Genomic DNA, 25,766 nt, shown 5'->3' with positions numbered 1-25,766 from the left:
TGTATGAACGTGTCGATTCTTGACGACCAAACACTACTTAAAACATACGAAGAATCCGTGAAGCTAGGTTTAGATCGCGACTTCCTTCAATTACTAACAAAAGAACTCCAAAAGCGACAAATGAAAATTCCAGCTTAACAATAAAGGTTGCCCCATACAATGGAGGCAACCTTTTTACTTTGTATAGGCTTACTGGTTAGGTTTAGATTGGGATGGCATTTGGTTCGACATTTTTGCGATACCAGGCAATACGTTCTGAAGCTGGCCACCTTGGCCCGTCATCATACTATACGTTGCCGCCCCAATACCTACTGATGCTATGATGGGTAACCATTGTACGTTGTTTCTCATTGTTCATCACTCCCAATAAGATTGGCGGTTAAGCCTCTATTATTATGTGAGAAAAACAAAACCTTACACAAGTGAAGATTTACCATCCGCTTTTTTCAATTCAATTCTCTCCCCTTTTTTCGACAACCCCATCTTTTCAAAACCGCTACGTTTTTTGAGAAAAAGAATAATCTACATATTTCGTTCATACTAAAAGAAAAGAGCGAAGTAGGCGATGATGATCGAGACCTATTTGTTTCCCATATTCCGGACAATAGCCAGTTTTGTTATTCTTATTATCGTTACACTTATGATCGGAAAGCATATCAATTCCCACAAAACCCACTATAGCTTTGCTTTATCCATCACCATTGGTTCAATCATTGCCAATATGGCGTTCGATTCAGCCATACCTTTCAAAGAAATGCTCGTCTCATTCATCACGATTATCTTCATTTTCTACTGCTTTCTTGTCTTATCCGCCAAGAGACGACATATTCGAGCATGGTTCTCAGGAAGCCCAACGGTCTTGATTGAAAACGGAAAGATTCTTGAACATAATATGAGGAAAATAAAATTTTCCTTAGATGATTTAGATCAACACCTTCGTGAGCTAGGCGTTTTTGATTTAAATGAATTAGAATTCGTATTCCTTGAAGTCAGCGGTCAACTATCCATCAAAAAGAAAGAGAAATATGAGCCCGTCTCTAGAAAAGACTTGCAATTACCCGCTGAAAAGGAGGGTATTCCTAGAGAATTGATCATGGATGGAAAATTAATTGAAAAAAACCTGAATGAAACCTATTCTAAACAATGGGTTTTACAGGAGTGTAAAAAAAGGAACTTAGAGCTTAAAGATGTATTCTATGCCGTGATCAATAGCAATGGTTCGTTATTTATCGATCAGTATGAAGATCACTTACGTTCTCCTACCGATGTAGAGTAAAAAGAAAAAAGTTGGCATCGATGTAAAATACAACGATGCCAACTTTTTAGTTAGCGTCCCAGAAGGGATTCGAACCCCTGACCCACAGCTTAGAAGGCTGTTGCTCTATCCAGCTGAGCTACTGGGACATGATAAAATAATAAATGTTACGTTCATGCTGATGTTGAGCTGTCGTCCCGCTTTCTTCGAGTGATTTCATAGAAGTATATGAAATCGGTACGTTGAAGCTTCGCTACGGAGCATATTCGTTCATGCTCTATCCAGCTGAGCTACTGGGACATAAAAATATGTATGGAGCGGGTGAAGGGAATCGAACCCTCATCATCAGCTTGGAAGGCTGAGGTTTTACCACTAAACTACACCCGCATATATATTGTTTCATTATCCATGACTAGAGCGTCTCCAGATCATGCCTCTTTCTCTGCAAGCTTACTCAAGGAAGTGAATCCGTCGAGGCAACTCGAAGCTTATTCGGCGGAAGCCGATGCTCGTGGCTGAGGTTTTACGACTAAACTACACCCGCAAAAGAAAAGAAAATATTGTGTTCCGTTTGAAGCGGACAAGAATTATTATATAAAGAATCCACAACTTTGTCAATGGTTTTGCAGCAAAAGATTTAATCCTTTGCTGCAAGGTTTGTTTCTAGCTTCAAATCCGTAATCGGACTACCATTAACATGATAAAACTGTAAGTGAACGTGTTCTAACGTATCCCATTCGAGTATCGCATATGTTGGTTCTTCTCTATCACGAGGGAGCCTCGAACTTCCAGGGTTAATAAATAATGTATCGTTCACTTTCTCCGCTCCCGCAATGTGAGAATGACCGAAACATGCCACTTGCGCTCCCACTTCTTCCGCTCGATAGGATAATGGCATCAAAGTCGACTTCACCTGGTAGAGGTGTCCGTGTGTTGCATAGATCGTCAAATCGCCGACTTTAACGACTTGTTCATCCACCATCTCAGGCTCAAAGTCACAGTTGCCTTTCGCATAATAAAAGCCTTGTAACTCCTCGGCGTCATAAGCTAGTTCGGAGTCACCGCAATGAATCATCGCATCGACTTCATTCTGGTGACGCACTTTTATATCCGCTAGTTCTTTCGTCAAACCATGACTGTCACTTATAATTAATACTTTCGCCATTTATATTCACCTCGTTCTTATGCGTTTTTCAACCAATCCTCTAACTGAACGATTGCATGATGACGATGGCTGATCGCGTTCTTTTCTTCAGAAGTGTATTCGGCTAACGTACGTTCTGAACCTGTTGGTAAAAAGATCGGATCGTAGCCGAAACCGTGATCTCCTTGAGGCTCTGTCGTGATTGAACCTTCACATGTTCCGACTCTTACAAAGGTTTCCTCTCCAGGACGTGCAACAGCCGCTGCACAGACGAATCGAGCTGTACGTTCTGGCTTAGGTACACCTTCCAAATTCTTAAGAACTTTTTCAAGGTTTTTCTGGTCATCTTTCTCCAGACCAGCATAGCGTGCGGAGTAAACACCTGGTTCCCCGTTCAAAGCATCTACTTCAATGCCAGAATCGTCTGCAAGCACCGGTATATTGAATTCATTCGCAATCGCTTCAGCTTTTATGATGGCATTCTCTGAAAAAGTCGTCCCTGTCTCTTCAATATCTTGAATCGGTTGATCGAAGTCTAATAGTGATTTTACCTCAATTCCATACTTTGAAAACATGTCACGAAACTCACGGACTTTCCCCTTGTTTTTCGTAGCAATTACGAGCTGATTCATTTCTTTTCACTATCTTGTGCTTTTTCAATGATTTCTGCCCAGTTTCCGATGGCCTCTTTCTGCATCTTCACAAGATCTTCTACCCCTTCTTGCGCAAGAGAAAGCATCGTCTGCAACTGTGGCATGGAGAATGTCGCTTCTTCCCCAGTACCTTGTAATTCGACAAATTCACCTTGTCCAGTCATGACAACATTCATATCGACATGAGCCTTGCTGTCTTCTTCGTAGCAAAGGTCGAGCACTTCTTTCCCGTCAGGCAATACGCCAACAGAGATGGCAGTCAGAAAATCCGTTACCGGAAGCTTCTTGATTTTTCCACCGTCGACTAGCTTTCCTAGAGCTAATACAACCGCCACGAAAGCACCCGTTATGGAAGCGGTACGTGTTCCACCGTCTGCTTGAATAACGTCGCAATCGACCCATAATGTTCTCTCTCCGATTGAGTCCAAGTCAACGACTGCACGTAGAGCACGCCCGATCAGACGCTGGATCTCCATTGTACGACCGGATACTTTCCCTTTCGAGGATTCACGAATGTTTCGTGATTCGGTTGCTCTCGGGAGCATGGCATATTCGGCAGTAATCCAGCCTTTGCCTTGTCCACGCAGAAAAGGAGGTACGCGGTCCTCGACACTTGCGTTACAAATCACTTTTGTATCTCCAAAACTAATGAGAACAGATCCTTCTGGATGTTTGACGTAATCTGTTTCAATCGTTACTTCTCTTAACTGATTCACTTCTCGATGATCATTTCTCATCGACAACGACCTCCTTCATCTTCTCCACTTATCCTTGCCCATCTTAACATAATTTCACAACCGTAGGTAGTCGCTTGAGCTCCCTTAGCTATTTCCCCAATATTTTAAATTCTTGAGCAGATTCCCATCGAAAAATGGAAAGAACCCTCACGAAGAGGGTTCTTTGTATTATAAGCTCTCTGCATTGTTAATATCCGACCTAGTTACCGGTTCCACTAAAGGTTCGCCCATCTCGTTAATGACTTGCTCTGCTCCTTCTACATGGACTTCAACAGATTCAACATCTTTGAAATCGGTCAGGCTCATGACTAAGCTGGCTAACGCTTCATCTGATAGCATCGGTTGATCTTGTCCAGTCAGAATGGCCTCGTTAAAGGAGAGAGTCAACACGCCGTTATTCAAATCTGTTGCGATCACTTCCGCCCCTTCATTGAATGGTTGCAATAAGCCCGTTTCAAGCGCCGGTCCACTCAATAATGCTTGGACCACGGAGGAATAAACATCTTCTCCTTTTTGAACTCTTGTCGTTACAGGGACTTGGTAAATATGATCACCCGCTTGTGAAGGGAAGTACACCGTTACAGCTTCAGAATTCATGACATCTACGTGATCGCCTACTTGCATATTGATACCGTCGGAACGGGAAACCCCATTTGTAACAGGGGTTCCATCCACCGGCATAACGTTTTGTTCATATCCATTGATCCATAACTTGATTCGTTCGACACCTTCAAATTGAGTCAACGTGTAAGTCATGGCTTGCAAGATCTTTTGTTCATCTTTTGCATCATAATTTTTAAATTCTTCCGAGAGGTCCACGACCATCGTTCCGTCCGCTTCTGGATTCAAGCCTAAGACTTCGGTTCCCGCTGGAAGAACGGCTTGGAATCCGTTCGGCAACAGATTCGTAACCGGACCATCTTTCACTAAATATTCTAACGCTTGAGCTGCTGCCTCTTGTGAAGCCGGCAAAGTAATGGTTTGTGGTACAATCATCCCGTTTGCATCCATTAAATATAATTCACGGTTGACCGTTTGGGCTTGTTCCGGCTCATCGCCTTCCTCGCTCGGTTCTTCTTCAGGTGCATCCTCTTCTAACACCGTCTCCGGCGTCGTTGTCACAGCTTCTTCTGGACTATCCATTTTTTCTAACGTCTGTTCTCCTTCAAACAAGCAACCAGACAGCAATCCTGTTGCCAGTAAAAGAAAGACCGTTATGATCATGGGTTTGAAACCGAGGCTCTTCATACTTTTCCCCTCCTGAGATAGATTGTACTACCATATATACGAGCCCAGAATCGGATTAGACCATTGATTTTTTATAATCGGAGGATCAGTACATCCCATTTTAAAAGATAAAAAACGCTCTGCTTTAATAAGCAGAGCTTTTCCAGGCTGTTGAAGAAGGTTCTGTTAGATCATATAAGAATGCCGTGGGATGGAAAACGATTCGCTTTCCTGCGGGGGAGCCGGCAAGTCTCCTCGTTCGTTAACACTCTCTGTGGGGTCTCGCCTAGGTCCTTCTCCCGCGGGAGTCTCCCCGTTTTCCATCCCACTATGCGATAAATAGTGGGAACAGAACCTTGCCAAGCAAGCATGGTGCGGTCATCCGTATAGGTACTCATTGTCGTTGAATTCTCTAGAGGTTCAGCCTTTCTATTGTGAGGTGGCGTGGAAACGGCGACACTCCTGCAGGATTCTGAGGCTTGGGTGAGATCCCGCAGGTCGCGTAGCGATCGAGGAAGCTCACCGCCTCCTGCGGAAAGGGAGTCGTTTCCACGCCACCGGTCTCTTCTCAACTTGGAAGAATCGAATGTAGTTTTCGCGGGCACACTGAAAAAGCTCTGCTTTAATAAGCAGAGCTTTTCGTGTGTTCGATCTTGACTAATTCTAAGATTTTTACAGGATCCTCGAACCAGCTATTGGCAACAACACGGAATTTCTCAATATCTCCGGTCGTATAAAACTCATGAACGGGCTCTTCATCAGACGTATCCAACGCTCGGTGATACGCCAATATCAAACTTGCTTCACGGGCCGTTTCTTCTCCAGAACTAATCACCTGGATATGGTCGCCCATCTCTTCTTGAACGAGTTGTTTAATGAGAGGGTAGTGCGTGCACCCCAAAATCAATGTATCGATGTGATTCATTTCCTTCAGCGGAGCGAGGGTGCGTTTCACCACGCCCTCAGCTACCGGACCAGATAGAATGCCCTCTTCGACCATAGGAACGAAAGGAGGACAGGATAAATCATTGACACGTATTGTCGGATCAATCGCTTTTAATGCTTCTGGATAGGCTTCCGACTGAATTGTCCCTTCTGTCCCGATGACACCGATCCGTTTGTTTTGACTCACTTTGATGGCTGCTCTTGCTCCTGGCTCAATGACTCCAATGACAGGAATGGATAGTTGTTCTTGTAGTTCGCTCAACGTATAGGCCGTGGCCGTATTACAAGCGATGACGAGCATCTTTATATTCTTTTCTAATAAATGATTTACCATTTGCCAAGTAAAAGCCCGAACCTCATCTTCTGACCTGGGACCATAAGGGCATCGTTCGGTATCGCCCAAGTATAAGAACCTTTCTTTTGGCAACTGGCGCATCAATTCACGTGCCACCGTTAATCCACCGACACCTGAATCAATGACTCCAATCGGCTGTTTCACGTCGCATCCCTCTTTTACTAGTCTTCTTTATCTTCGTCCACAAGCAACATATTCTCATGAAGGACATGAAGGAGACGATTTAAGGTTTGGACGTCTTCTTCAGGGACCCCTTCAAGGACTTCTTCTAAATATTGTTGTCGCTTTTCAATCACTTCATGAATAATTTGTTTCCCTTTATCGAGCACTTGTATCCTTACAACTCTTCGGTCCTTAGAGTCCCGAACTCTTTCCAGCAATTCATTCTTCTCCATACGATCAACGAGGTCCGTCGTTGTACTGCAGGCAAGGTGAATACAATTAGAAAGTTCACCAATCGTCATATCACCTTTTTCAAGTAACCACTGCAGGGCGACAAATTGTGGAGCAGTAATCGGATAGTGGTTGAGAATAACCCGTCCCCGCTGCTTAATGATCCCGGCTATGTATCTTAATTCTTTTTCAACATCTGCCACCATAGTCGTTTGTTGCGAATTTGGCACATTCAGCACTCCTCACCGATTTAATCTGTATCTCTCATTCTCACGGTTTACGAATGAAAATTCAAGGTTAAACCACGGTACTCGACAAAAAAATCCTTTCAGGCGCCGCAAATGGAGCAATGCCCGAAAGGTTTCCTCATCTCAAAATGACAATGAAATCGCCGTCTTACAACTCGAGTTCACCCATACGTAGCAGTTCAACGACTGCTTGTGAGCGTCCTTTCACTCCTAACTTCTGCATCGCATTCGAAATGTGATTCCGCACCGTTTTCTCTGAAATGAAAAGCTCTTTAGCGATTTCCCTTGTCGTTTTGTCTTGCACTAGAAGCTCGAAAACTTCTCGCTCCCGCTTGGTAAGAATTTGTGTTGGCCGATAGCCGTCCTCCTTCACAAGCGTACCCCTCCTTGTTCTCGTGAGCATGATAAGGGGAATTATTTAGTCACTGTATCGTATGAGCAGGAGTCTTGCTCTGTGCCACCCTTTACGATTTCGACACAAGCCCGAACTCTTGTGCCTTGTACAAGGCTTCGGTTCTTGAACGTACACTTAATTTGTTGAAGATGCCGGTAAGGGTGTACTCCACACTTCTTTGAGACATGTGCAACTGCTGGGCAATTTCACGGTTTGTCAGTCCCGCGGCGACTTCTTTCAAGATCGATTGTTCTTTTTCATTAAGTGAAATCCCAGAACCTGTAGGCGCTTCGTTTGTTTCACTGACGCTTGCTTCGGATCGTCTTAGTTGCTTGAACAGATGCAACGGGATCACCACTTCATCTCTCAGAGCACATCGTATAGCTGTAACCAATTGCTCACTTGTAGCGGTCTTGCTCACGAAACCATTGACATTTGCTTCTACAAGCATATTGAAATGCGTGCTCAAATCAAAACCGGTGTAAATAAGAATCGTAAGGTCAGGATACGTCTTACGAATGGACTTAGCCAATTCAATTCCATTCATCCCAGGCATGTATAAATCAAGCAGCAACACATCATACTGTTTCTCTTTTAAGATTCCTTCCACTTTTCCGCTTTGTTCTATGACATCAACGGTCATTCCAGACTGTTGTTCGAGCATGGACCTTGTTCCAGCTCCTACAGCTGGATGATCATCTACGATCAATACGGTCGTCATATTTGGACCTCCTTTTTCACAGTACAAGGAAAGGTAATGACGGCTTCAAATCCTTGGCCAGGTGCCGTTGTAATGTTCAGATTTCCATTTAATCCATTAACTCGCTGTTCAATCCCAGATAAACCGATATGGGAGAACAAGTCGCGCTGGAAGGAGAAATCCATTCCTCGTCCATTATCTGAATAGCGTAATACGACTTCATTTTCATCATTAGATAGTGATATTTTTACGATTTTTGCTCCTGAGTGTTTAACTGCATTTGTAAGAAGCTCCTGAACAATACGGTAAATAGCTAACACCCGCTCTTGATCAAGTTCCGTTTGGAATCGTTCTTCAGAAAAGTAGACGGTAAAGTTCGACCGTAACTGGTATTGTTGAATCAAATTCTTAAGAGACTGCACAAGCCCCATCTCTTCAATGAAAGCAGGGCGCAATTCGTTACACGTCTCTCGTATAAGGTGAATACTGTCTAATAAAGATTCCTTGTACATCACGAGCTCCGAATGTAAGGTAACAGGGAGATCTGTACGCTGACGCAACAGATCATCCATCTTACGATACAAAAATAGCTGCTCCTGCAGAACGGTATCATGCAAGTCGATTGATAACTGTTTTCTTTGATTTTCTGCAATTGTAAATAACAAGCGAGACAACCACGTAGGATACTTCTGAGTCTGATCATTCCTAAGACGCTTCAGCTCTTTCACCAGGTCTTCGATGAGACTCATATTTTCTATAGCGATATTCCCATTGTGAGAAATCGTTTGTAGATACGTCTTCTCATCGCGGTTTAATGTTGTATAATCTCTCTTCCCTTTACACCATAACATCGTGATTTTATCTAGAGAAAAACCTACAATCACACCGAAACCTTTTTCCGTTTCCAGAATCGATCCGACATCAAGCTGGTTATCGTTCAGCTGATCATGAAGGTGTTCCAAAATATCATTCGGAATAGGATCATAGACACAATAAACATCTCGTTTAATGTGCTTTGAGTAAATATAAATATCACGTACATTCATGACATTTTTGATTTCAGCTCTCATCACTTTCATGAGGTCGACAGCATTCGATTGATCTTTCATATCCTTCGCCATCCGGTGCATACTCTCTTGGAAAGAATAGCGAGCCGAAAATAAATACCGTTGCAGCCGGAAGTCCACCACCTCTTTCATAGATAAAAAAACGATCAATGTCACATGGATGGCTAAATGAACTTGAATGTATTCAATCACTGAATTTGGAGTATTCCAAAACCAAGAAGTGATGAAGGTTAAAAGTAAACTTGGCAGAATAGAAAGCAGAGTATAATAACGCACCCGACTGATAACGAAACTGATATCAATCAGCCGCTCTCGTGTAATCAAATAAATAAAGGTTACGGGCAGAGCTGTTAAAAAGAATGCGCCGACCTCAAGAGTGATGATTTGGACACCGAATGTTAAACCTGGTATCAAATAAAGAAAAATATAAGGATAAAATGCAAGCGTCATTCCCACACTCATATACTTAAATACTGAACCGACTGGTGTCGCTTTATAAATATACAGACCTCGATAGATCACCCAGAATAATGTGATATAAAGGCCAAGTAACAGCCAAGCCGGAACCGGATCAAAAAAGTCTGGATAATTTCTTGTCACCAAAAAGTACTTCTCTAATAAAGATACAACAATGGTTAAGAAATACAAGAAGTAGATCAACTTCTTAGAAAACCAGTAAATATTTAACTCTTGGAAATAATTATATAAAAAGTGGATAAGAATAACAGGAGAAACCAAAAATAAAGAAGTATTCAAAAAGATACTATACAAGTCATCTCTTACTGCACCACTATTGCTGATATATCCTGTTGCAATAGCCAAGAAAAACAAAATCAGCTTTCCCATAGAGTATCGTTTAGGGACTCTTTTATGAACCAAATAAGAAATACCTAATACTGCAACGAAAAACAGTACAGGAATGATGATATAAAGGGTCCAATGCACAGGGCTCGAATCATCAATCTGGTCATACATGACGGTTTGGTTATCGACTTGAATTGCAAAGCTACTTGCCATCTCAACTTCATTGAACATTTTAACAGTCGTATGTTCACCAGGTGACTCACCATTGATCGATACAACTTCAGAACCCAAAGGCACATGATGTCGATCGGCCCAGCCTTCTGAGTCGATATTTACGACAACATACTTTCCATCTTGTTCTTCAATATCAATACCTAGAAAAGGTTGATTTATAGCTAATGATGTTACATAACAGGCGGATATTATAAAAAATAGCAAGATTACTATATGAAACCATTTCATTTTTTTCATTTCATCACCCAATCACTAAATAACAATCAAGTCTATTATACTACTCATGACGATGTCAGCAACCCCTCTTCCTGGAAACAATGAAAAAAGCCACCGCACCTGAGTAAGGTACAGTGGCTTTTGATATAGTATAAATTAAACGCGTTGGTCGCTTCCGAAAAAGCTCTTGAAGGATTCAATTGCCGTGTCGCGGTTCAGCGCAGCAATGGAAGTCGTCAAAGGAATTCCTTTCGGACATGATTGTACACAGTTTTGTGAGTTTCCGCATCCCATGAGACCCTCTTCATCCATAATCGTCTGCAGACGTTCACTCTTGTTCATTTCACCTGTTGGGTGAGAGTTGAACAGACGGACTTGTGATAGTGGAGCAGGCCCAATGAAATCAGATTTACTGTTCACATTCGGGCAAGCCTCTAAGCAGACTCCACAAGTCATACACTTCGAAAGCTCATACGCCCATTGACGCTTACTCTCAGCCATGCGTGGTCCAGGGCCTAGATCATATGTTCCATCGATTGGTACCCAAGCCTTCACCTTCTTCAGTGAATCGAACATACGACTACGATCTACAGCAAGGTCACGGTTGACCGGGAATGTTGACATTGGCGCCAAACGTACAGGTTGTTCTAACTGATCGACTAGAGCTGTACACGATTGTCTAGGCGTACCATTGATTACCATCGAACAAGCCCCACACACTTCTTCTAAACATCCCATATCCCAATACACCGGAGTTGTTGCTTCTCCATTCGCATTGACAGGGTTTCGACGGATTTCCATTAAAGCGGAAATGACGTTCATATTTTCACGATATGGAATTTCGAATGTTTCTTCATACGTAGGCTCATCCGGGTGGTCTTGACGTGTAATAATAAACGTTACGGTATTGTTTTCGCTCATCATCAATGACCTCCTTTATTTACTCTTCGAGTAGTCACGTTTACGTGGCTCGATTAGAGATGTATCGACATCTTCATAAGTGAAGACTGGTTTATTGTTTTCTTTATCGTACGTGGCAATGGTTGTTTTCAACCACTCTTCATCATTACGATCTGGGAATTCCGGCTTATAGTGCGCTCCGCGACTTTCATTACGGTTCATTGCGCCTTGGGTAATCACTCGTGCCAACTGAAGCATGTTCCAGAGTTGGCGAGTGAACATTGCCCCTTGGTTGCTCCAACGAGAAGTATCATTGATATTGATACGCTGGTAACGCTCCATCAACTCTACAATCTTCTCGTCTGTTTTCTTCAGCTTCTCGTTTTCACGAACAACCGTTACATTATCGGTCATCCATTCCCCTAATTCTTTATGAATCTGGTAAGCATTCTCGTCGCCGTCCATGCTCATAATCTCTTCAAACTTGTCTTGCTCCTCTTTGACTTTCTCTTCGAATAGAGTCGAAGTGATGTCTTCAGCAAGATCTTCGAGTCCTTCCGTGTATTTCACGGCATTCGGACCCGCCACCATACCTCCATAAATAGAGGAAAGAAGGGAGTTTGCACCAAGACGGTTACCACCATGCTGCGTGTAATCACATTCACCTGCAGCAAAGACACCAGGAATATGTGTCATTTGGTCATAGTCGACCCACATTCCACCCATGGAATAGTGAACAGCAGGGAAGATCTTCATCGGTACTTTACGTGGGTCATCGCCAACGAATTTCTCATAAATCTCGATGATTCCTCCAAGCTTAACGTCAAGCTCTTTTGGATCTTTGTGAGAAAGATCTAGATAGACCATATTCTCACCATTGATTCCTAACTTCTGGTTCACACAGACATCAAAGATTTCACGGGTTGCAATGTCACGTGGGACAAGGTTTCCGTAAGCCGGATATTTCTCTTCTAAGAAGTACCAAGGCTCTCCATCTTTATATGTCCAAACCCGTCCACCTTCACCACGTGCAGACTCACTCATCAGACGAAGTTTATCATCGCCCGGGATAGCCGTTGGGTGGATTTGAATGAATTCACCGTTTGCATATCGGACGCCCTGTTGGTAAAGAGCACCAGCAGCAGAACCTGTATTGATGACAGAGTTCGTAGATTTACCAAAGATAATCCCTGGTCCACCTGTTGCCATAATCACGGCATCTGCCGGGAATGCTTTAATCTCGTGAGAACTTAAGTTCTGACCGACAACTCCACGACTGACGCCTTTTTCATCTACGATAGCCGATAAGAATTCCCAGTTTTCGTATTTCGTTACGAGTCCGTTCACTTCATGGCGACGAACTTGTTCGTCAAGTGCGTATAGCAACTGTTGTCCGGTCGTTGCACCGGCAAAAGCGGTACGGTGATGTTGAGTTCCACCAAAACGACGGAAGTCTAACAACCCTTCTGGAGTACGGTTGAACATAACTCCCATCCGGTCCAATAAGTGGATAATTCCAGGTGCCGCTTCACACATTGCTTTGACAGGGGGTTGGTTCGCTAAGAAGTCTCCTCCATAAACCGTATCATCAAAGTGTTCCCAAGGAGAGTCTCCTTCCCCTTTTGTATTTACTGCTCCGTTGATTCCGCCTTGTGCACATACAGAGTGAGAACGCTTAACGGGCACAATAGAAAGCAGATCCACGTGAACCCCTTGTTCTGCTGCTTTAATAGTTGCCATCAGACCAGCTAGACCACCGCCGATAACAACAATATTTCGATTCGTCATGATTGAAGCTCACTCCCTTATTACTATATATCTACATTCGTTATGTTTGTTGTATTAAATGCCGTACGCAAATTGAATCAATGTACGAACACCAACATAAGAGATGGCTACGAATACAATGATGCTTGCATACGTCATGATTTTTTGTGAGCGTGGTGAAACCGTGATTCCCCAGCTTACAAAGAATGACCATAAACCATTTGAGAAGTGGAATGTCGTAGAAACGACTCCAATAACATAGAACCAGAAGAAGAATGGCTCTGTAAGTATACTTTCCATCAACTGATAGTTCAGTTCAGCCCATCCGAATCCAATCGCAATTCGCGTTTCCCAAACGTGCCATGCGATGAAGATTAACGTAATAATTCCCGTGATTCGTTGGAACATGAACATCCAGTTTCTGAAATACCCGAAGTTTGAAAGATTGCTTTTCGCTGTGAATGCAATATATACCCCATAAATGGAATGGAATAATAGTGGTAAAAAGATAATGAAAGTCTCCAATACATAACGATATGGTAAGCTCTCCATAAAGTGAGCTGCATCGTTAAATGCTTCTGGACCACGTGTTGCAAAGTAGTTCACAGTTAAGTGTTGGATCAAAAAGATCCCGATGGGAATAACCCCTAATAATGAGTGTAGTCTTCGATTTACGTACCCGCGAGTTCCCGCCATATTTACCCCCCTCAAGATTGTAACTCTTTAATTGTGTACATTTTTCAGATAGTTAAGCGCTTTATTAAAGCGGAAAAAATAATAGGAAAATCCCCTATTTTCCTTATTTTTCTGACAAACGTACAATTTGTGACATATTTATTGTACTTCTATCCAGTAGTAGCGTCAAGAAAGGGCGCTGATAAATTGTCAAACTCATATCATTCCTTATCCCTAAATCGAATAATAAGGATTGCACACCACTTCGTTTCGAGCGATAATATATTAGTAGAGAAAGGAATGAGCGTTTTGAAAGAATCTGCAAAGCTAACCACACACAACATTTCATCGCTTGTAGGAACAGGTGCTGGATTTGATTTGATGCGCTATTACACCCTTCCAGACTTTCTTGGACAGGACGCCCCTTATATGCTTTATTACATGGGGAAAAACATAGCGAGGCAAACCGAGCTACAGAACTTCGATGAATTATACGAGTTTTTTCAATATATGGGGTGGGGAGACTTAAGCCTCGTCCAAGAGAAGCGAAGCAAGATGACCTTCAATCTATCAGGGCACATCATTGAGAAACGACTACATCAGAACTTATTTGAAGTAGATTTCCGTTTAGAGTCTGGTTTCCTAGCAGAAATGACACAGAGATTGACAGGCCATACATATGAATGCTTTGAAGAAATAAAGAAAAAAGACAACTGCGTGGAACTGACAACGATTAAAGCTTAATGAAAGAGCCAGGGATTACTCATCCGCTGGCTCTTCTTCGTCTTTATTGTCATTTAAATGAATGAGGATTGTTTGGGCAACAGGCTCTGGAATACCGAGCTTCGTCATATCCGAAATATCTGCTTGCTTAATTTCAGGGACAGACTTAAAGTGTCGCAATAACAAGCGCCTGCGTTTCTGACCGACACCAGGAATTTTATCGAGTTCGGACTGAATTGCCCCTTTTCCACGCAATTGACGGTGAAAGGAAATCGCAAAGCGGTGAACCTCATCTTGTATCCGTTGCACTAGGTAAAACTCTTGAGATTGTCGATCGAGATCAACCACTTGTGCTGGATCTCCGTACAATAACTCACTCGTTTTGTGTTTATCGTCTTTCGCTAAACCGCACAGCGGCACATCTAGGCCTAGTTCATTTTCTAAGACGTCTAAGGCTGCTGTCATCTGACCTTTGCCTCCATCGACGACAATTAAGTCAGGAAGAGGTAGATTCTCTTTCAATACACGCTTATACCTGCGACGAACAACTTCTCGCATCGTCTCGTAATCATCAGGTCCTTCAACATCTCTCACTTTGTATTTTCGATACTCTTTTTTATTCGGCTTACCATCAATGAAAACGACCATAGCTGATACAGGATCTGCTCCCTGAATGTTCGAGTTATCAAAAGCTTCGATCCTGTGGGGTGTTTCTATATTAAGATGGTCCCCTAGCGTTTCTACCGCTTTAATTGTGCGCTCTTCGTCCCTCTCAATTAAAGCAAACTTTTCTTCAAGGGCAATCTCCGCGTTTTTCATCGCTAACTCAACCAACTCTTTCTTTCTTCCTCGCATCGGAATCATTACCTTAGGGTCGATAATGCCTTCTAACACTTCTACATTCGTAGCTACGGGTACTAACACCTGTTTCGGATACGGATGGTTCTGATGTAAATAAAAGCGGCCGATATAGCTGAGGAACGTATCTTCCGGATCATCAAAGAAAGGAAATAAGGCGACATCTCGCTCAATCAGCTTCCCTTGACGCACGAAAAAGACTTGTACACACATCCAACCTTTATCGTACGAATATCCAAAGATATCGCGGTCCGTTTGATCATTCATCGTCATCTTCTGTTGTTCCATAACAGACTCAATATGTTCGATTTGATCACGCAACTCTTTCGCCCGTTCGAAATCAAGCTCCTCAGAAGCTTCATACATCTTCCCTTTTAAGTCTTTTTTGATTTCTGCATGCCCACCGTTTAAGAATGAGGTGATACTTTGCACAATCTCCTGATTCGTTTCCTTCGTCACGGTGTACTGACAGGGACCTAAACATTGATGCATATGGTAGTAAAGACAAACCCGGTCTGGCATCGTATTACATTTCCTCAATGGATAAAGTCGATCCAACAGCTTCTTCGTTTCTCTAGCTGCAATAACGTTCGGATATGGACCAAAGTATTTACCTTTGTCCTTCTTTACGTTTCTTGTCACAATCAATCTAGGATGACGTTCACCAGTCACCTTCAGATATGGATATGTTTTGTCGTCTTTAAGCAACACATTATATTTGGGATCGTATTTTTTTATCAGATTCATTTCTAAAATTAATGCTTCGATCTCTGATGTCGTCACGATATATTCAAAGTCAATGATTTCCCGAACCAATCGCTGTGTTTTCCCGTCATGTGCACCCGTAAAATAAGAACGCACACGATTCCTCAACACTTTGGATTTTCCTACATAAATGACTGTTCCGTGCTTATCCTTCATCAAGTAACAGCCAGGTTGGTCCGGTAACACCGCTAATTTCTCTTTTATATTCTCATTCAATCTAGGATCAACTCCGTCTTGTGTGAAGGTTATATATTGAAAATACCACAATAGGTGAATCTATAACAGTTTAAAGCCTACTGGGGAGAGGTTTGTTACCATTTCGAGATCTCCTGATCCGTTCGCCTGTAGGAGGTGTGGGAGTTAAGGATGTCATTTCAGCCATTTATCAACGCGATTCGGACACCAGGTTCATGATATAAGACATCCGTTTGTTCATTTCGGACAAGCGACCTTTTAAATCGGACATTCTTTTCCTAATCGGACACCCAGAACCCGGCCCAGGATGTTGCTTCAGAACCAACAAAAAAGGTCGCACTGCTTATAGCAGCGCGACCTCTCTGAGTAATCAATTATGCGTGTTTTGAGATAAGCTCAGCAAGTTGTTCTTTTGGTTGGAAACCAATCACTTGGTCAACGACTTTACCATCTTTGAAAAGAAGAAGTGTTGGAATGCTCATCACGCCGAATTTACCGGCTGTTTCTTGGTTCTCATCAACATCCAGTTTGACGATTTTGACTTGATCGCTCATTTCTTCATCTAGTTCCTCAAGAACCGGAGCAATCATTTTACAAGGTCCGCACCATGGTGCCCAGAAGTCTGCTAGTACAAGACCGTCATTTGTTTCATCCGTAAAGTTTTGATCTGTTCCTTTTACAATTGCCATTTATTATTCCTCCTAGATCAATGCTGATTAAATTATATCACTATCTATTTTTAGTGACTAACAATTTGTTTATACCCTATTTAAACATGTAAGAAAGCCGAAGCCAAATATTTGGCCTCGGCTACTCAAATTTTCAATGAATAGGTTACGCGTTAACCTTCATTGCTTTGATTTCTTCAATCAGTTTCGGTACCACATCGAATAAGTCTCCAACAATGCCGTAATCCGCTACGTTGAAGATGTTGGCTTCCGGATCCTTGTTCACGGCTACGATGATCTTAGAATTGGACATCCCTGCTAAGTGTTGGATGGCACCGGAGATTCCACATGCAATGTACAAATCTGGTGTTACGACTTTACCAGTCTGACCGATTTGAAGGGAATAGTCACAGTATCCAGCGTCACAAGCTCCGCGTGAAGCACCAACAGTTCCCCCTAGTACATCAGCAAGTTCTGTTAAAGGTTCAAACCCTTCCGCACTCTTCACACCGCGTCCACCGGCTACGATGACTTTTGCCTCAGATAAGTCTACACCATCAGAAGACTTACGAATGACGTCTTTAATAATCGTGCGGATGTTCGAAATCGTTACATCTTTAGCAACCACTTGACCGGATAAGGAGTCATCACGCTCAAGCGCTGGGATATTGTTCGGACGAATGGTTGCGAACACTAGACCATCCGTGATTTGTTTCTTCTCAAACGCTTTACCAGAAAAGATTGGACGAGTGAAGACAATGTTGCCACCCTCAGCCACTACTTCCGTCGCATCTGAAATCAGACCTGACTCGAGACGGCTAGCAAGCTTCGGTGTTAAATCTTTACCGATTGCTGTGTGGCCCATGATGATGCCTTCGGGTGACTCTTCATCGATCACTTCTTGGATCGCTTGACTATAGCCATCTGATGTATACGTTTTCAATTCTTCGTTAGAAATGGTAACAACTTTTTCAGCTCCGTAATAGACCATCTCTTGCCCAAGGGGTTCTAGATCTCCTGATCCACATAGAACTCCTACTACTTCCCCACCATCACTCACGATATTAGCTGCTGCAATCGCTTCAAATGTTACATTACGTAAACTACCTTCTCTTGCTTCACCAATTACTAATACTTTTTTACTCATAACGATTCTCCTTTCCCTTATCTATTTACAGTACTTTAGCTTCTGTCTTTAATAGTGATACAAGCTCTTTAACTTGATCGTCCATTTCCCCTTCGAGCACTTTTCCAGCTTGCTTTTCAGGTGGTAAGAAAATTTCGATTGTTTTCGTTTTCGGTTCTACGTCATCTTCCTCTAGATCCAAGTCATCAATTTCAAGTTCCTCTAAAGGCTTCTTCTTCGCCTTCATGATTCCTGGAAGGGAAGGATAACGAGGTTCATTCAACCCTTGTTGACAAGTTACAAGAAGTGGTAGTGACGTTTCTACTTTTTCTACGTCCCCTTCAACATCTCGCTCGATATTCGCCGTATCCCCATCAATAGTAATACTCGTAATCGTTGTTACACAGGACATGTTCAACCGCTCGGCCAGGCGTGGTCCGACTTGCCCACTGGCTTCATCAATGGCCACATTTCCGGCTAAGATAATATCCGCTTCACGATCATCGAAGAAGGCTTCTAGGATTTTTACCGTTGTAAATTGATCCCCTTCTTCCAAGTCGTCCTCCGTATTGATTAATACGGCTTGATCAGCACCCATGGCAAGAGCTGTACGAAGTTGTTTTTCAGCATCTTCATCGCCAATCGTTACGACCGTTACTTCTCCGCCATGTTCGTCACGAATGTTGATGGCTTCCTCTACTGCGTACTCATCATAAGGGTTGATGATGTATTCAGCACCATCATCCTCGATTCGACCATTGTTAATCGCAATTTTTTCTTCTGTGTCAAAGGTTCTTTTTAGCAAAACAAAAATATTCATATCCTTAACCTCCTAGACTATTGATCGTTAAATTGTGGTTTTCTTTTCTCGATAAACGCTTGAATACCCTCTTTGGCATCATCATTGCCAAATACTTGTCCAAAGGCAGTTGCTTCTTTCTTGACGCCTTCTTCAAGTTGCGAAGTGTGAGCATATGGAATCAACTTCATCACATGATGGATTGTTGGCCCACTTTTTGCTGCAATGGTCTGAGCTAATTTTTCTGCGGCAGGGAACAAATCTTCCTCTGAGAAACTCTTGTTCGCAAGACCATAATGAGCTGCTTCTTCACCGGAAATCGGAATACCGGTCAATGTCATTTCATAAGCTTTCGCAGCACCTACATACCTTGGGAGTCTCTGAGTGCCTGCAAATCCCGGAATGATACCTAAATTCAGTTCGGGTAGTCCAATTTTCGCTTCATGCGTAACGTAACGGATGTGACAAGACATCGCAAGCTCCAATCCACCTCCCAAGGCCGCCCCGTGAATAGCAGCGATCACAGGGATGTGGAAGTTTTCAATTCGATGGAATAGTTGTTGACCTTTGCTAGCTAAAGCCTCGTAATCAGAGGCTTGTTGAAATGAAGTAAATTCCTTGATGTCTGCGCCTGCTGAGAAAAACTTCCCTTCCCCTTTGAGGAGGATGGCTTTTATGTCCCCATCCTTCTCAATTTGATCCAACTCAGAAGATAAGTCCTGTAAAATCGCGCTCGACAGTGCATTAGCAGGAGGGCTTTCAATCGTTATCGTTGCTACATGATCTTCTTTCTGTACATTAAGCGTTGACAATCTGATCTCTCCTTTATTGACCGGATCGGGCTAATCCATGAACAATCAAGCTATGGACTTCTTTCGCCTGGTCTACTATGTTATATCGTTGATCCTTCATCACCCAGTTCGTGACCGTCTCATCCAATGTTCCGAATATCATCTGACGAACAAGACGCCGATCCAGGCTTTCACGGAACAACCCTTCTTCCACACCTTCATCAATGATCATATCCATCACATTCAAGTATCGCTTCAGCACGTGATTGATCTTCTGACGCAAGTCTTTGTTAGACTGACGCAATTCTAGCTGCGTCACAATCGCCAGATGATGATCGGCGGACAACTGTTCAAAATGTGTTTCAACAAGTTTGAACAGCTTTTCCTCCGCCGTTTGTCTGGAATTCGTTTCGTGCTCAATTTTTTCTATGAATTGCCCCATCTTTTCCTGAAAGAGGGAGACAAGAATATCTTCCTTGTTCTTGAAATATAGATAAATGGTTCCATCAGCCACTCCAGCTTTCTTTGCGATTTTGGAAACCTGGGAAGAGTGGTATCCATTTTCAGCGATAACCTCGACGGCTGCATCGATGATTTGCTTGTACTTTGGCTTGTTTTTTTTCAATTTGTATCTCCCGCCTTAGTTAAAAAATGAATGACTGTTCATTCATCTATTATTCTACAAGCAAGTAAATATTCTGTCAACTTTCTTTCGCGATTCTTTTTTAATTATTGCACACTCTCTGATCCTTCTAATTTTTCACGTTCTTCATCGACCAATTTACGTCTCAAAATTTTACCTACAGCGGTCTTCGGAAGTTCATCACGGAACTCATAAATCCGCGGCACTTTGAACGCAGCCATATTTTTACGGCAATATTCATTCAATTCATCTTCTGTAATATCGCTTCCCTGTTTTCTCACAATGAAAGCTTTAACCGTTTCACCTCGATAAGGGTCTGGAATTCCGACTATTACTGCTTCTTGTACTTCAGAGTGCTCATAGAGAACTTCTTCTACTTCACGCGGATAGATATTGTAACCACCTGCAATGATCATATCTTTTTTGCGGTCGACAACAAAGAAATATCCATCTTCGTTCATGTACCCCATATCTCCTGTGCGGAACCAGCCATCTTCACTAAGAACTTGAGCGGTTTCTTCTGGACGATTCCAATAACCACGCATAACTTGAGGACCTTTCACGCAAATTTCACCGATTTCCCCAAAGTCCGCTTCTTCATCCGCTTCCATCCTAAGGATTTTGGCATCTGTATCTGGCCATGGGACTCCGATGCTTCCGCTTACTCGATTACCCCATACAAAATTAGAGTGAGTGACAGGCGAAGTTTCCGTTAGACCGTACCCTTCGACAAGTTTTCCACCCGTTACTTGCTCAAATCGCTCTTGAACCTCTACAGGAAGAGGTGCTGATCCACTTATACAAGCTTCAATAGAAGATAAATCATACTTTTTAAGGTTCGGATGATTTAGTAACGCAATATAAATGGTTGGGGCACCAGGGAATAAAGTAGGCTTTTGTTTGTCGATGACCTTCAATACATCTTCAGGTTCGAATTTAGGCATTAAAATCATTTTATTTCCCATCATCACGGATAAGTTCATGACAGACGTCATACCGTACACATGGAAAAATGGCAGGATTGCAAGAACGGTTTCCTCTCCATCCTTACACTTATAAAGCCACTTCTTCGACATTTGTGTGTTAATCACAAGATTGAAGTGAGTAAGCATGACTCCTTTAGGGAAGCCTGTTGTTCCGCCTGTATATTGAAGTAGCGCCAAATCCTCGGCAGGGTTGATCTCAACTGGCGTTACCTCTCCATCACTAGACTCTAGTATGTGCTTCCAAATATGTGTATCGGTAGATTGTTCAGGTTTCACCAATACTTGATATTGGCGCTTTTGAATGAATGGATAGATTTTGTTTTTAGGAAATGGCAAATAATCTGCAATTCCTGTAACAATCACGTGTTCGAGCGGCGTATTCGGTTTGACATTTGCCGCTTTCGGATAGAGGACATCCAAACAAATGATCATTTTTGCACCTGAATCCTTAAGTTGATATTCAAGCTCCCTCTCCATGTAGAGAGGATTCGTTTGAACAACAATCCCTCCAGCCATTAAAATCCCATAATATGCGATGACAGACTGTGGACAGTTCGGCAGCATTATCGAGACACGGTCTCCTTTTTCTAGACCGATTCCTTGTAAATAGCTCGCGACAGATTTAGCTTGGTCATAAACTTCTTGATACGTGATCTCCTTCCCCATAAAATAAAGCGCTTTCTTTTCTCCGTACAACTTTGCGCTTTGCTCTAAATATTCATGCAAAGGCTTTAAATCGTAATCCAATGTTGCAGGTACTTCAGGTGGATAATGCTCGTGCCATGGACGTTGAAAGTTTGTCATAAACAGCTACCCCCTTTGTGTTATACGTCTATTATAACGATAATTGAGAGATATTTGAAACAATTTTTAAAAAATTGCGATTACTTAACTTGTATATGTTGTTCAGCAATGGAAACTATGATCCTTCTTTATCCAGCAATCGGTCAGTTATCTGGAATACTTGAACTTGAGATGTTCTGGTCCGTTCGTTCATCTGGAGGGAAGGGAAAACAGTCCGCTTTCCGCGGGGAACGCTGAGCCTCATCGAGCTAAAGCTCTCCGGGGTCTCAGCCTGTTCCATTTTCCCGCAGGAGTCTACCTGTTTTCCCTTCCCTCCTTGCGGATATATTGGATGAACGGACTTCGATACGAACATTTATCCAAACAATCGGGACAAAAGGTACAGGATATCAGACACTCACATTCTCAATTCGGACAAGCGACCTTCTATATCGGACATTTCCTACCAATTCGGACATGAGATGCACTTTATCGGACATATGCTAGGCCTATTGAGACATAAGTCACATTTTTTCGGACACCTAGTTTTTTCAATGTCAGTAAGGCCACAATCTTCTCACCAATGAATGGTCCGACTAACTATGTTGGATGGGTGTGGTGGGAAATGGCGAGACCCAACAGGGAGTGTAATGACAGGAGGCTCGGCGGTTCCCCCACAGGAAAGCGAGTTATTTCCCACCACACCCTGCTCTTACTTTCGTCGAGGACCCAGTACTCTTAAATTCGAGTCTTCAAGATAAGGGGGAGATTATTGGATGTGAGCATGAAATAAAAAAATGCCTAAGATACTAGTCTTAGGCATTCTCCAAGTTGATGCTATTCAAATTATGAAAAATAAGATGCCGACAAGCAGAAACACAACTGCTACGACGATCAGCACTTTTGCTAAAGTTTCCATCCCATGTTCTCCTTAGATAATATTCGCTCCGATGACATATGAAAGACCTACTGAAATGACCAAGGAAATAAAGCCGACCGCTCGATTATCTGCCGCAATCTCATCGTCAATTTTAAAAGATGGGGTTAAAAACTCAAAAATGAAATAACCCGATAAAAGCAGGATAAATCCGAATAGCCCCCACCCCATCGTTTGAATTAACGAGTCATTATGCTCGATGGAAAACCTGAAAATATTGGCGATTCCGAAGATTTTCCCTCCTGTCGCCATAGCTACAGCTAAATTGCCCTCTTTCACTTCTTTCCAATTGTTATAGGACGTAACAATTTCGAACACGGCCATAAATAAGACGAGACATAGAATGACAACACTGTACCTTGCCGCTGTCTCAATTAACGTGTATTCCCAAAACCCGGTCATTACTGTACGCTCCCTTTACTCATCATTTACTTCAATTCTAACACGGTTACACCACTACCGCCTTCATTCATCCCGCCTGCACGATAGCCAGTTATGCTCCGGTGATTTTTGGCATAGTTCTGTACGGCAGTCCGCAATGCGCCTGTCCCTTTACCGTGAATTATCGAGACCGTCGGGTATCCTGCTAGAAGGGCATCATCGACATACTTTTCTAATCGATTCAAAGCATCTTCATAGCGTTCACCACGCAAGTCGAGTTCACTTTTCACGTGAAAGCTCTTGCCTTTCACTTTGGCCATTGGCTTTTCTTTATAAGGCGTCTCTGCTTTAATGAATTCTAAGTCTTTTCTTTTTGCTTTCACCTTCATGACGCCTACTTGGACCTGGTATTCATTTTTACTAGTTTGCTCTACAACTGTTCCATTTTGGTTAAGCGTTAGTAGTTTTACTTCATCGCCTGGATTCAATTCTTTCGTGTCTTTCTTAGGCTTTGGTGTGTCTTTCTGTTTTTGTTTCTTCGCAAGGTTTGGTTGCGCTTCTTCAAACATTTTCCGCGCTTCAATCCATTCGTGTTCTTTCAGTTGAGCTTGTGATTTCATGTTGCGGATTTCTCCCACGATGGTTTCCGCTTCTTCACGCGCTTGTTGAATCGCCTTTTCAGCTTTCGTTTCTGCTTTCTGATAAAGCTTTTCACGTTTCTCTTCAAATTGATCCCACTGGGTTTTCAATTCATTTCGCATTTTTTCAGCTTCAGCTAAGACTTTCTCTGCTTCCTCATAATCCTGTTCAGCTCCGCGCTTGGATTCTTCAAGAGACGCAATCATGTTTTCCACGCTCTGTGAATCGACCCCGACTTTTTCTTTTGATGCTTCGATGATCGTTTCGTCTAACCCAAGACGTCTGGAAATTTCAAAGGCATTACTTCGACCAGGTACGCCAATCAGCAAACGGTACGTCGGTTTTAATGTCTTGATATCAAATTCAACCGAAGCATTGATCACGCCAGGGCGATTGTAACCATATGCCTTCAACTCAGGGTAATGGGTCGTTGCAATGACTCTTGCGTCCCTTTTGACAACTTCATCAAGGATCGACATGGCGAGTGCTGCACCTTCTTGAGGGTCCGTCCCCGCACCAAGTTCATCAAAGAGAACCAGCGAGCGGTGGTCCACGTTTTTCAAAATCTCTACGATGTTTGTCATATGGGAAGAAAACGTTGATAAGCTTTGTTCAATAGACTGTTCATCGCCGATATCAGCATAGACTTCTTCGAACACCGAAAGTTCACAGCCATCTAACGCAGGAATTTGCAAACCTGACTGTGCCATCAGCGTACACAAGCCCACAAGTTTTAATGTGACCGTCTTTCCTCCGGTGTTCGGTCCTGTGATGACAATCGATGTATAGTCTTGCCCGATCTCAATATCATTCGGCACCACTTCATCCTCAGCAATCAGTGGGTGTCTCGCTTGCTTCATGCTGATTCGCCCTTCATCGTTCATCTTCGGCATAGATGCTTTCATAGATTGAGCTAACTTAGCACGCGCAAACATAAAATCAACGTTCGCCAAAACAGATACATTGTGATATAAAGGCTCATTTTCTAAAGCAATCGCTTGTGATAATTCTTTCAAGATCTTTTCGATTTCATGTTTTTCTTTAACGCGTGCTTCTTGAAGTTGATTATTCACTTCGACGACTGCTTGAGGTTCGATGAACAACGTGGCACCTGATGCAGACTGGTCGTGCACAATCCCTCCAATAGAGCCCCGGTATTCTTGCTTCACAGGTAATACATAACGTTCATTACGGATGGTTACGATCGAATCCGATAACATATTAGACTTCGAGCGAGTCAGTCCGTCCATCTTCTCTCTCACTCGGCTCTCATAAGTTCGGATACTGGACCTGATGGAACGCAATTGGTCAGAAGCACCATCCATTACGGTTCCATGATCATCAATACAGTTTCTGATTTCCTGCTCTAGCTCTTTCATAGGAGCAATCTCTTCAACCAATTCTCTTAAAATCGGCATGTCTGGCTCTTCCATATCATTGATGAAGCGTCGTAATTGACGGCCTCCATAAATGGTACTAGCGACATCTAAACACTCTAAAGCCGATAAGATTCCACCAATAGTGGTGCGTTTCAGACTCGGCTTGATATCAAATATGCCCCCCAAAGGAACATGTCCTTTCAACCGCATCACTTGAGCCGCTTCATCCGTTTCTCTCTGCCAAGCTTGTACTTCTTCTAAATTAGAGGATGGTTTGAGTGCGGCGATCTTTTCTTTACCCAGGGAAGAAGCTGCTTGTTCACTTAGTTGATCAATGATTTTCTTATATTCTAAAACATGGAGGATTCGTTGGTTCATG

26 protein-coding genes and 2 tRNA genes are annotated in these 25,766 nt (G+C 42.7%); 4 read left to right on the top strand and 24 right to left on the bottom strand.

All coding sequences use genetic code 11. From position 1 onward, the window contains the following. Window positions 1–3 precede the first annotated feature (3 nt). Window positions 4–138 carry a sporulation histidine kinase inhibitor Sda gene (sda, locus tag H0266_RS00725; protein WP_181470481.1) on the top strand — a complete coding sequence of 45 codons (135 nt, stop codon included), beginning with the start codon at window positions 4–6 and terminating at the stop codon, window positions 136–138. Window positions 139–189: 51 nt separating this feature from the next. Here the strand turns inward: sda and H0266_RS00720 are convergent, their stop codons facing one another. Then, entirely contained in the window at window positions 190–351 is a 162-nt protein-coding gene (locus tag H0266_RS00720) for a hypothetical protein (RefSeq protein ID WP_181470480.1), read from the bottom strand. 217 nt (window positions 352–568) lie between these two features. Here H0266_RS00720 and H0266_RS00715 point away from each other — a divergent pair, with 217 nt between their 5' ends. Continuing rightward, on the top strand, window positions 569–1,276 hold the full coding sequence (locus H0266_RS00715) for a DUF421 domain-containing protein (protein WP_220127077.1): 708 nt from the start codon (window positions 569–571) through the stop codon (window positions 1,274–1,276). A 54-nt stretch (window positions 1,277–1,330) separates the two neighbouring features. On the opposite strand, the gene H0266_RS00710 is transcribed toward H0266_RS00715, so the two are convergent. The 14 genes from H0266_RS00710 to H0266_RS00645 all read right to left on the bottom strand — a co-directional run bounded on the left by H0266_RS00710 (window position 1,331) and on the right by H0266_RS00645 (window position 13,735). Further along, a tRNA-Arg gene (locus H0266_RS00710) sits at window positions 1,331–1,404 on the bottom strand. A 164-nt stretch (window positions 1,405–1,568) separates the two neighbouring features. Next, window positions 1,569–1,642 (bottom strand) — tRNA-Gly (locus H0266_RS00705). A gap of 250 nt (window positions 1,643–1,892) precedes the next feature. After that, window positions 1,893–2,420, bottom strand: coding sequence for a metallophosphoesterase (locus tag H0266_RS00700; protein WP_181470479.1), 528 nt, complete (start codon window positions 2,418–2,420; stop codon window positions 1,893–1,895). Window positions 2,421–2,437: 17 nt separating this feature from the next. Further along, entirely contained in the window at window positions 2,438–3,031 is a 594-nt protein-coding gene (locus tag H0266_RS00695) for an XTP/dITP diphosphatase (RefSeq protein ID WP_181470478.1), read from the bottom strand. Next, window positions 3,028–3,789, bottom strand: coding sequence for a ribonuclease PH (gene rph, locus H0266_RS00690; protein WP_181470477.1), 762 nt, complete (start codon window positions 3,787–3,789; stop codon window positions 3,028–3,030). Before rph ends, H0266_RS00695 begins: the two co-directional genes overlap by 4 nt. A gap of 168 nt (window positions 3,790–3,957) precedes the next feature. After that, window positions 3,958–5,037: a GerMN domain-containing protein gene (locus tag H0266_RS00685; protein WP_181470476.1), complete on the bottom strand. Its 1,080-nt coding sequence runs from the start codon at window positions 5,035–5,037 to the stop codon at window positions 3,958–3,960. 601 nt (window positions 5,038–5,638) lie between these two features. Further along, a complete protein-coding gene (racE, locus tag H0266_RS00680; protein ID WP_181470475.1) occupies window positions 5,639–6,460 on the bottom strand; it encodes a glutamate racemase in 822 nt (273 codons plus the stop codon). Window positions 6,461–6,477: 17 nt separating this feature from the next. Further along, a complete protein-coding gene (locus tag H0266_RS00675) occupies window positions 6,478–6,915 on the bottom strand; it encodes a MarR family winged helix-turn-helix transcriptional regulator (RefSeq protein ID WP_181471678.1) in 438 nt (145 codons plus the stop codon). Window positions 6,916–7,105: 190 nt separating this feature from the next. Next, window positions 7,106–7,360 carry a helix-turn-helix domain-containing protein gene (locus H0266_RS00670; protein WP_220127076.1) on the bottom strand — a complete coding sequence of 85 codons (255 nt, stop codon included), beginning with the start codon at window positions 7,358–7,360 and terminating at the stop codon, window positions 7,106–7,108. Window positions 7,361–7,421: 61 nt separating this feature from the next. Next, the gene (locus H0266_RS00665; protein WP_181470474.1) at window positions 7,422–8,072 is read right to left on the bottom strand and encodes a response regulator transcription factor; all 651 of its coding nucleotides are present in this window, start codon (window positions 8,070–8,072) and stop codon (window positions 7,422–7,424) included. Beyond that, a complete protein-coding gene (locus H0266_RS00660; protein ID WP_181470473.1) occupies window positions 8,069–10,360 on the bottom strand; it encodes a sensor histidine kinase in 2,292 nt (763 codons plus the stop codon). Before H0266_RS00660 ends, H0266_RS00665 begins: the two co-directional genes overlap by 4 nt. Window positions 10,361–10,528: 168 nt before the next feature. Beyond that, a complete protein-coding gene (gene sdhB, locus H0266_RS00655; RefSeq protein WP_181470472.1) occupies window positions 10,529–11,293 on the bottom strand; it encodes a succinate dehydrogenase iron-sulfur subunit in 765 nt (254 codons plus the stop codon). Between the two features lie 15 nt (window positions 11,294–11,308). Continuing rightward, window positions 11,309–13,060: a succinate dehydrogenase flavoprotein subunit gene (gene sdhA / locus H0266_RS00650; RefSeq protein WP_181470471.1), complete on the bottom strand. Its 1,752-nt coding sequence runs from the start codon at window positions 13,058–13,060 to the stop codon at window positions 11,309–11,311. A 54-nt stretch (window positions 13,061–13,114) separates the two neighbouring features. Then, complete coding sequence (locus H0266_RS00645; RefSeq protein WP_181470470.1) at window positions 13,115–13,735, bottom strand: succinate dehydrogenase cytochrome b558 subunit; 621 nt, start codon at window positions 13,733–13,735, stop codon at window positions 13,115–13,117. 279 nt (window positions 13,736–14,014) lie between these two features. Here H0266_RS00645 and H0266_RS00640 point away from each other — a divergent pair, with 279 nt between their 5' ends. Continuing rightward, a complete protein-coding gene (locus H0266_RS00640; RefSeq protein WP_181470469.1) occupies window positions 14,015–14,458 on the top strand; it encodes a YslB family protein in 444 nt (147 codons plus the stop codon). Window positions 14,459–14,473: 15 nt separating this feature from the next. On the opposite strand, the gene uvrC is transcribed toward H0266_RS00640, so the two are convergent. From uvrC to H0266_RS00605, 7 genes are all read right to left on the bottom strand, one after another. Continuing rightward, on the bottom strand, window positions 14,474–16,276 hold the full coding sequence (uvrC, locus tag H0266_RS00635) for an excinuclease ABC subunit UvrC (RefSeq protein WP_181470468.1): 1,803 nt from the start codon (window positions 16,274–16,276) through the stop codon (window positions 14,474–14,476). A 353-nt stretch (window positions 16,277–16,629) separates the two neighbouring features. Further along, window positions 16,630–16,944 (bottom strand): thioredoxin, encoded by a 315-nt coding sequence (trxA, locus tag H0266_RS00630; protein WP_181470467.1) that lies wholly within the window; start codon window positions 16,942–16,944, stop codon window positions 16,630–16,632. Window positions 16,945–17,089: 145 nt separating this feature from the next. Continuing rightward, window positions 17,090–18,070 carry an electron transfer flavoprotein subunit alpha/FixB family protein gene (locus tag H0266_RS00625; RefSeq protein WP_181470466.1) on the bottom strand — a complete coding sequence of 327 codons (981 nt, stop codon included), beginning with the start codon at window positions 18,068–18,070 and terminating at the stop codon, window positions 17,090–17,092. A 25-nt stretch (window positions 18,071–18,095) separates the two neighbouring features. Continuing rightward, window positions 18,096–18,869, bottom strand: a complete 774-nt coding sequence (locus H0266_RS00620) for an electron transfer flavoprotein subunit beta/FixA family protein (RefSeq protein ID WP_181470465.1) — start codon at window positions 18,867–18,869, stop codon at window positions 18,096–18,098. A gap of 17 nt (window positions 18,870–18,886) precedes the next feature. Then, window positions 18,887–19,660, bottom strand: a complete 774-nt coding sequence (locus tag H0266_RS00615; protein WP_181470464.1) for an enoyl-CoA hydratase — start codon at window positions 19,658–19,660, stop codon at window positions 18,887–18,889. 13 nt (window positions 19,661–19,673) lie between these two features. Beyond that, window positions 19,674–20,264: a fatty acid metabolism transcriptional regulator FadR gene (fadR, locus tag H0266_RS00610; RefSeq protein ID WP_181470463.1), complete on the bottom strand. Its 591-nt coding sequence runs from the start codon at window positions 20,262–20,264 to the stop codon at window positions 19,674–19,676. Window positions 20,265–20,368: 104 nt separating this feature from the next. Then, window positions 20,369–22,072, bottom strand: a complete 1,704-nt coding sequence (locus H0266_RS00605; RefSeq protein WP_181470462.1) for an AMP-binding protein — start codon at window positions 22,070–22,072, stop codon at window positions 20,369–20,371. A 108-nt stretch (window positions 22,073–22,180) separates the two neighbouring features. Between H0266_RS00605 and H0266_RS19555 the strand changes: the two genes are divergently transcribed. After that, on the top strand, window positions 22,181–22,309 hold the full coding sequence (locus H0266_RS19555) for a hypothetical protein (protein WP_281374191.1): 129 nt from the start codon (window positions 22,181–22,183) through the stop codon (window positions 22,307–22,309). Window positions 22,310–22,982: 673 nt separating this feature from the next. On the opposite strand, the gene H0266_RS00600 is transcribed toward H0266_RS19555, so the two are convergent. Together H0266_RS00600 and H0266_RS00595 are read right to left on the bottom strand one after the other, a co-directional pair. Continuing rightward, window positions 22,983–23,390, bottom strand: a complete 408-nt coding sequence (locus tag H0266_RS00600) for a DUF350 domain-containing protein (RefSeq protein WP_181470461.1) — start codon at window positions 23,388–23,390, stop codon at window positions 22,983–22,985. Between the two features lie 26 nt (window positions 23,391–23,416). Further along, entirely contained in the window at window positions 23,417–25,765 is a 2,349-nt protein-coding gene (locus H0266_RS00595) for an endonuclease MutS2 (RefSeq protein WP_181470460.1), read from the bottom strand. Window position 25,766 lies beyond the last annotated feature (1 nt).

The sequence above is a fragment of the Halobacillus locisalis genome (genome assembly GCF_013694105.1).
In the GTDB taxonomy this organism is placed as follows: domain Bacteria; phylum Bacillota; class Bacilli; order Bacillales; family Halobacillaceae; genus Halobacillus; species Halobacillus locisalis.
The sequence above is the reverse complement of the archived record's forward strand: the minus strand, read 5'-3'. Positions and strand labels throughout refer to the sequence as shown.

What these genes read in the sequence shown, in the direction of transcription:
- sda (WP_181470481.1), top strand. Translation starts at nt 4, where the DNA reads ATGAACGTGTCGATTCTTGACGACCAAACACTACTTAAAACATACGAA.
- H0266_RS00720 (WP_181470480.1), bottom strand. Translation starts at nt 351, where the DNA reads ATGAGAAACAACGTACAATGGTTACCCATCATAGCATCAGTAGGTATT.
- H0266_RS00715 (WP_220127077.1), top strand. Translation starts at nt 569, where the DNA reads ATGATCGAGACCTATTTGTTTCCCATATTCCGGACAATAGCCAGTTTT.
- H0266_RS00700 (WP_181470479.1), bottom strand. Translation starts at nt 2,420, where the DNA reads ATGGCGAAAGTATTAATTATAAGTGACAGTCATGGTTTGACGAAAGAA.
- H0266_RS00695 (WP_181470478.1), bottom strand. Translation starts at nt 3,031, where the DNA reads ATGAATCAGCTCGTAATTGCTACGAAAAACAAGGGGAAAGTCCGTGAG.
- rph (WP_181470477.1), bottom strand. Translation starts at nt 3,789, where the DNA reads ATGAGAAATGATCATCGAGAAGTGAATCAGTTAAGAGAAGTAACGATT.
- H0266_RS00685 (WP_181470476.1), bottom strand. Translation starts at nt 5,037, where the DNA reads ATGAAGAGCCTCGGTTTCAAACCCATGATCATAACGGTCTTTCTTTTA.
- H0266_RS00675 (WP_181471678.1), bottom strand. Translation starts at nt 6,915, where the DNA reads ATGGTGGCAGATGTTGAAAAAGAATTAAGATACATAGCCGGGATCATT.
- H0266_RS00670 (WP_220127076.1), bottom strand. Translation starts at nt 7,360, where the DNA reads ATGCTCACGAGAACAAGGAGGGGTACGCTTGTGAAGGAGGACGGCTAT.
- H0266_RS00665 (WP_181470474.1), bottom strand. Translation starts at nt 8,072, where the DNA reads ATGACGACCGTATTGATCGTAGATGATCATCCAGCTGTAGGAGCTGGA.
- sdhB (WP_181470472.1), bottom strand. Translation starts at nt 11,293, where the DNA reads ATGAGCGAAAACAATACCGTAACGTTTATTATTACACGTCAAGACCAC.
- sdhA (WP_181470471.1), bottom strand. Translation starts at nt 13,060, where the DNA reads ATGACGAATCGAAATATTGTTGTTATCGGCGGTGGTCTAGCTGGTCTG.
- H0266_RS00645 (WP_181470470.1), bottom strand. Translation starts at nt 13,735, where the DNA reads ATGGCGGGAACTCGCGGGTACGTAAATCGAAGACTACACTCATTATTA.
- H0266_RS00640 (WP_181470469.1), top strand. Translation starts at nt 14,015, where the DNA reads ATGAGCGTTTTGAAAGAATCTGCAAAGCTAACCACACACAACATTTCA.
- trxA (WP_181470467.1), bottom strand. Translation starts at nt 16,944, where the DNA reads ATGGCAATTGTAAAAGGAACAGATCAAAACTTTACGGATGAAACAAAT.
- H0266_RS00625 (WP_181470466.1), bottom strand. Translation starts at nt 18,070, where the DNA reads ATGAGTAAAAAAGTATTAGTAATTGGTGAAGCAAGAGAAGGTAGTTTA.
- H0266_RS00620 (WP_181470465.1), bottom strand. Translation starts at nt 18,869, where the DNA reads ATGAATATTTTTGTTTTGCTAAAAAGAACCTTTGACACAGAAGAAAAA.
- H0266_RS00605 (WP_181470462.1), bottom strand. Translation starts at nt 22,072, where the DNA reads ATGACAAACTTTCAACGTCCATGGCACGAGCATTATCCACCTGAAGTA.
- H0266_RS19555 (WP_281374191.1), top strand. Translation starts at nt 22,181, where the DNA reads ATGGAAACTATGATCCTTCTTTATCCAGCAATCGGTCAGTTATCTGGA.
- H0266_RS00600 (WP_181470461.1), bottom strand. Translation starts at nt 23,390, where the DNA reads ATGACCGGGTTTTGGGAATACACGTTAATTGAGACAGCGGCAAGGTAC.
- H0266_RS00595 (WP_181470460.1), bottom strand. Translation starts at nt 25,765, where the DNA reads ATGAACCAACGAATCCTCCATGTTTTAGAATATAAGAAAATCATTGAT.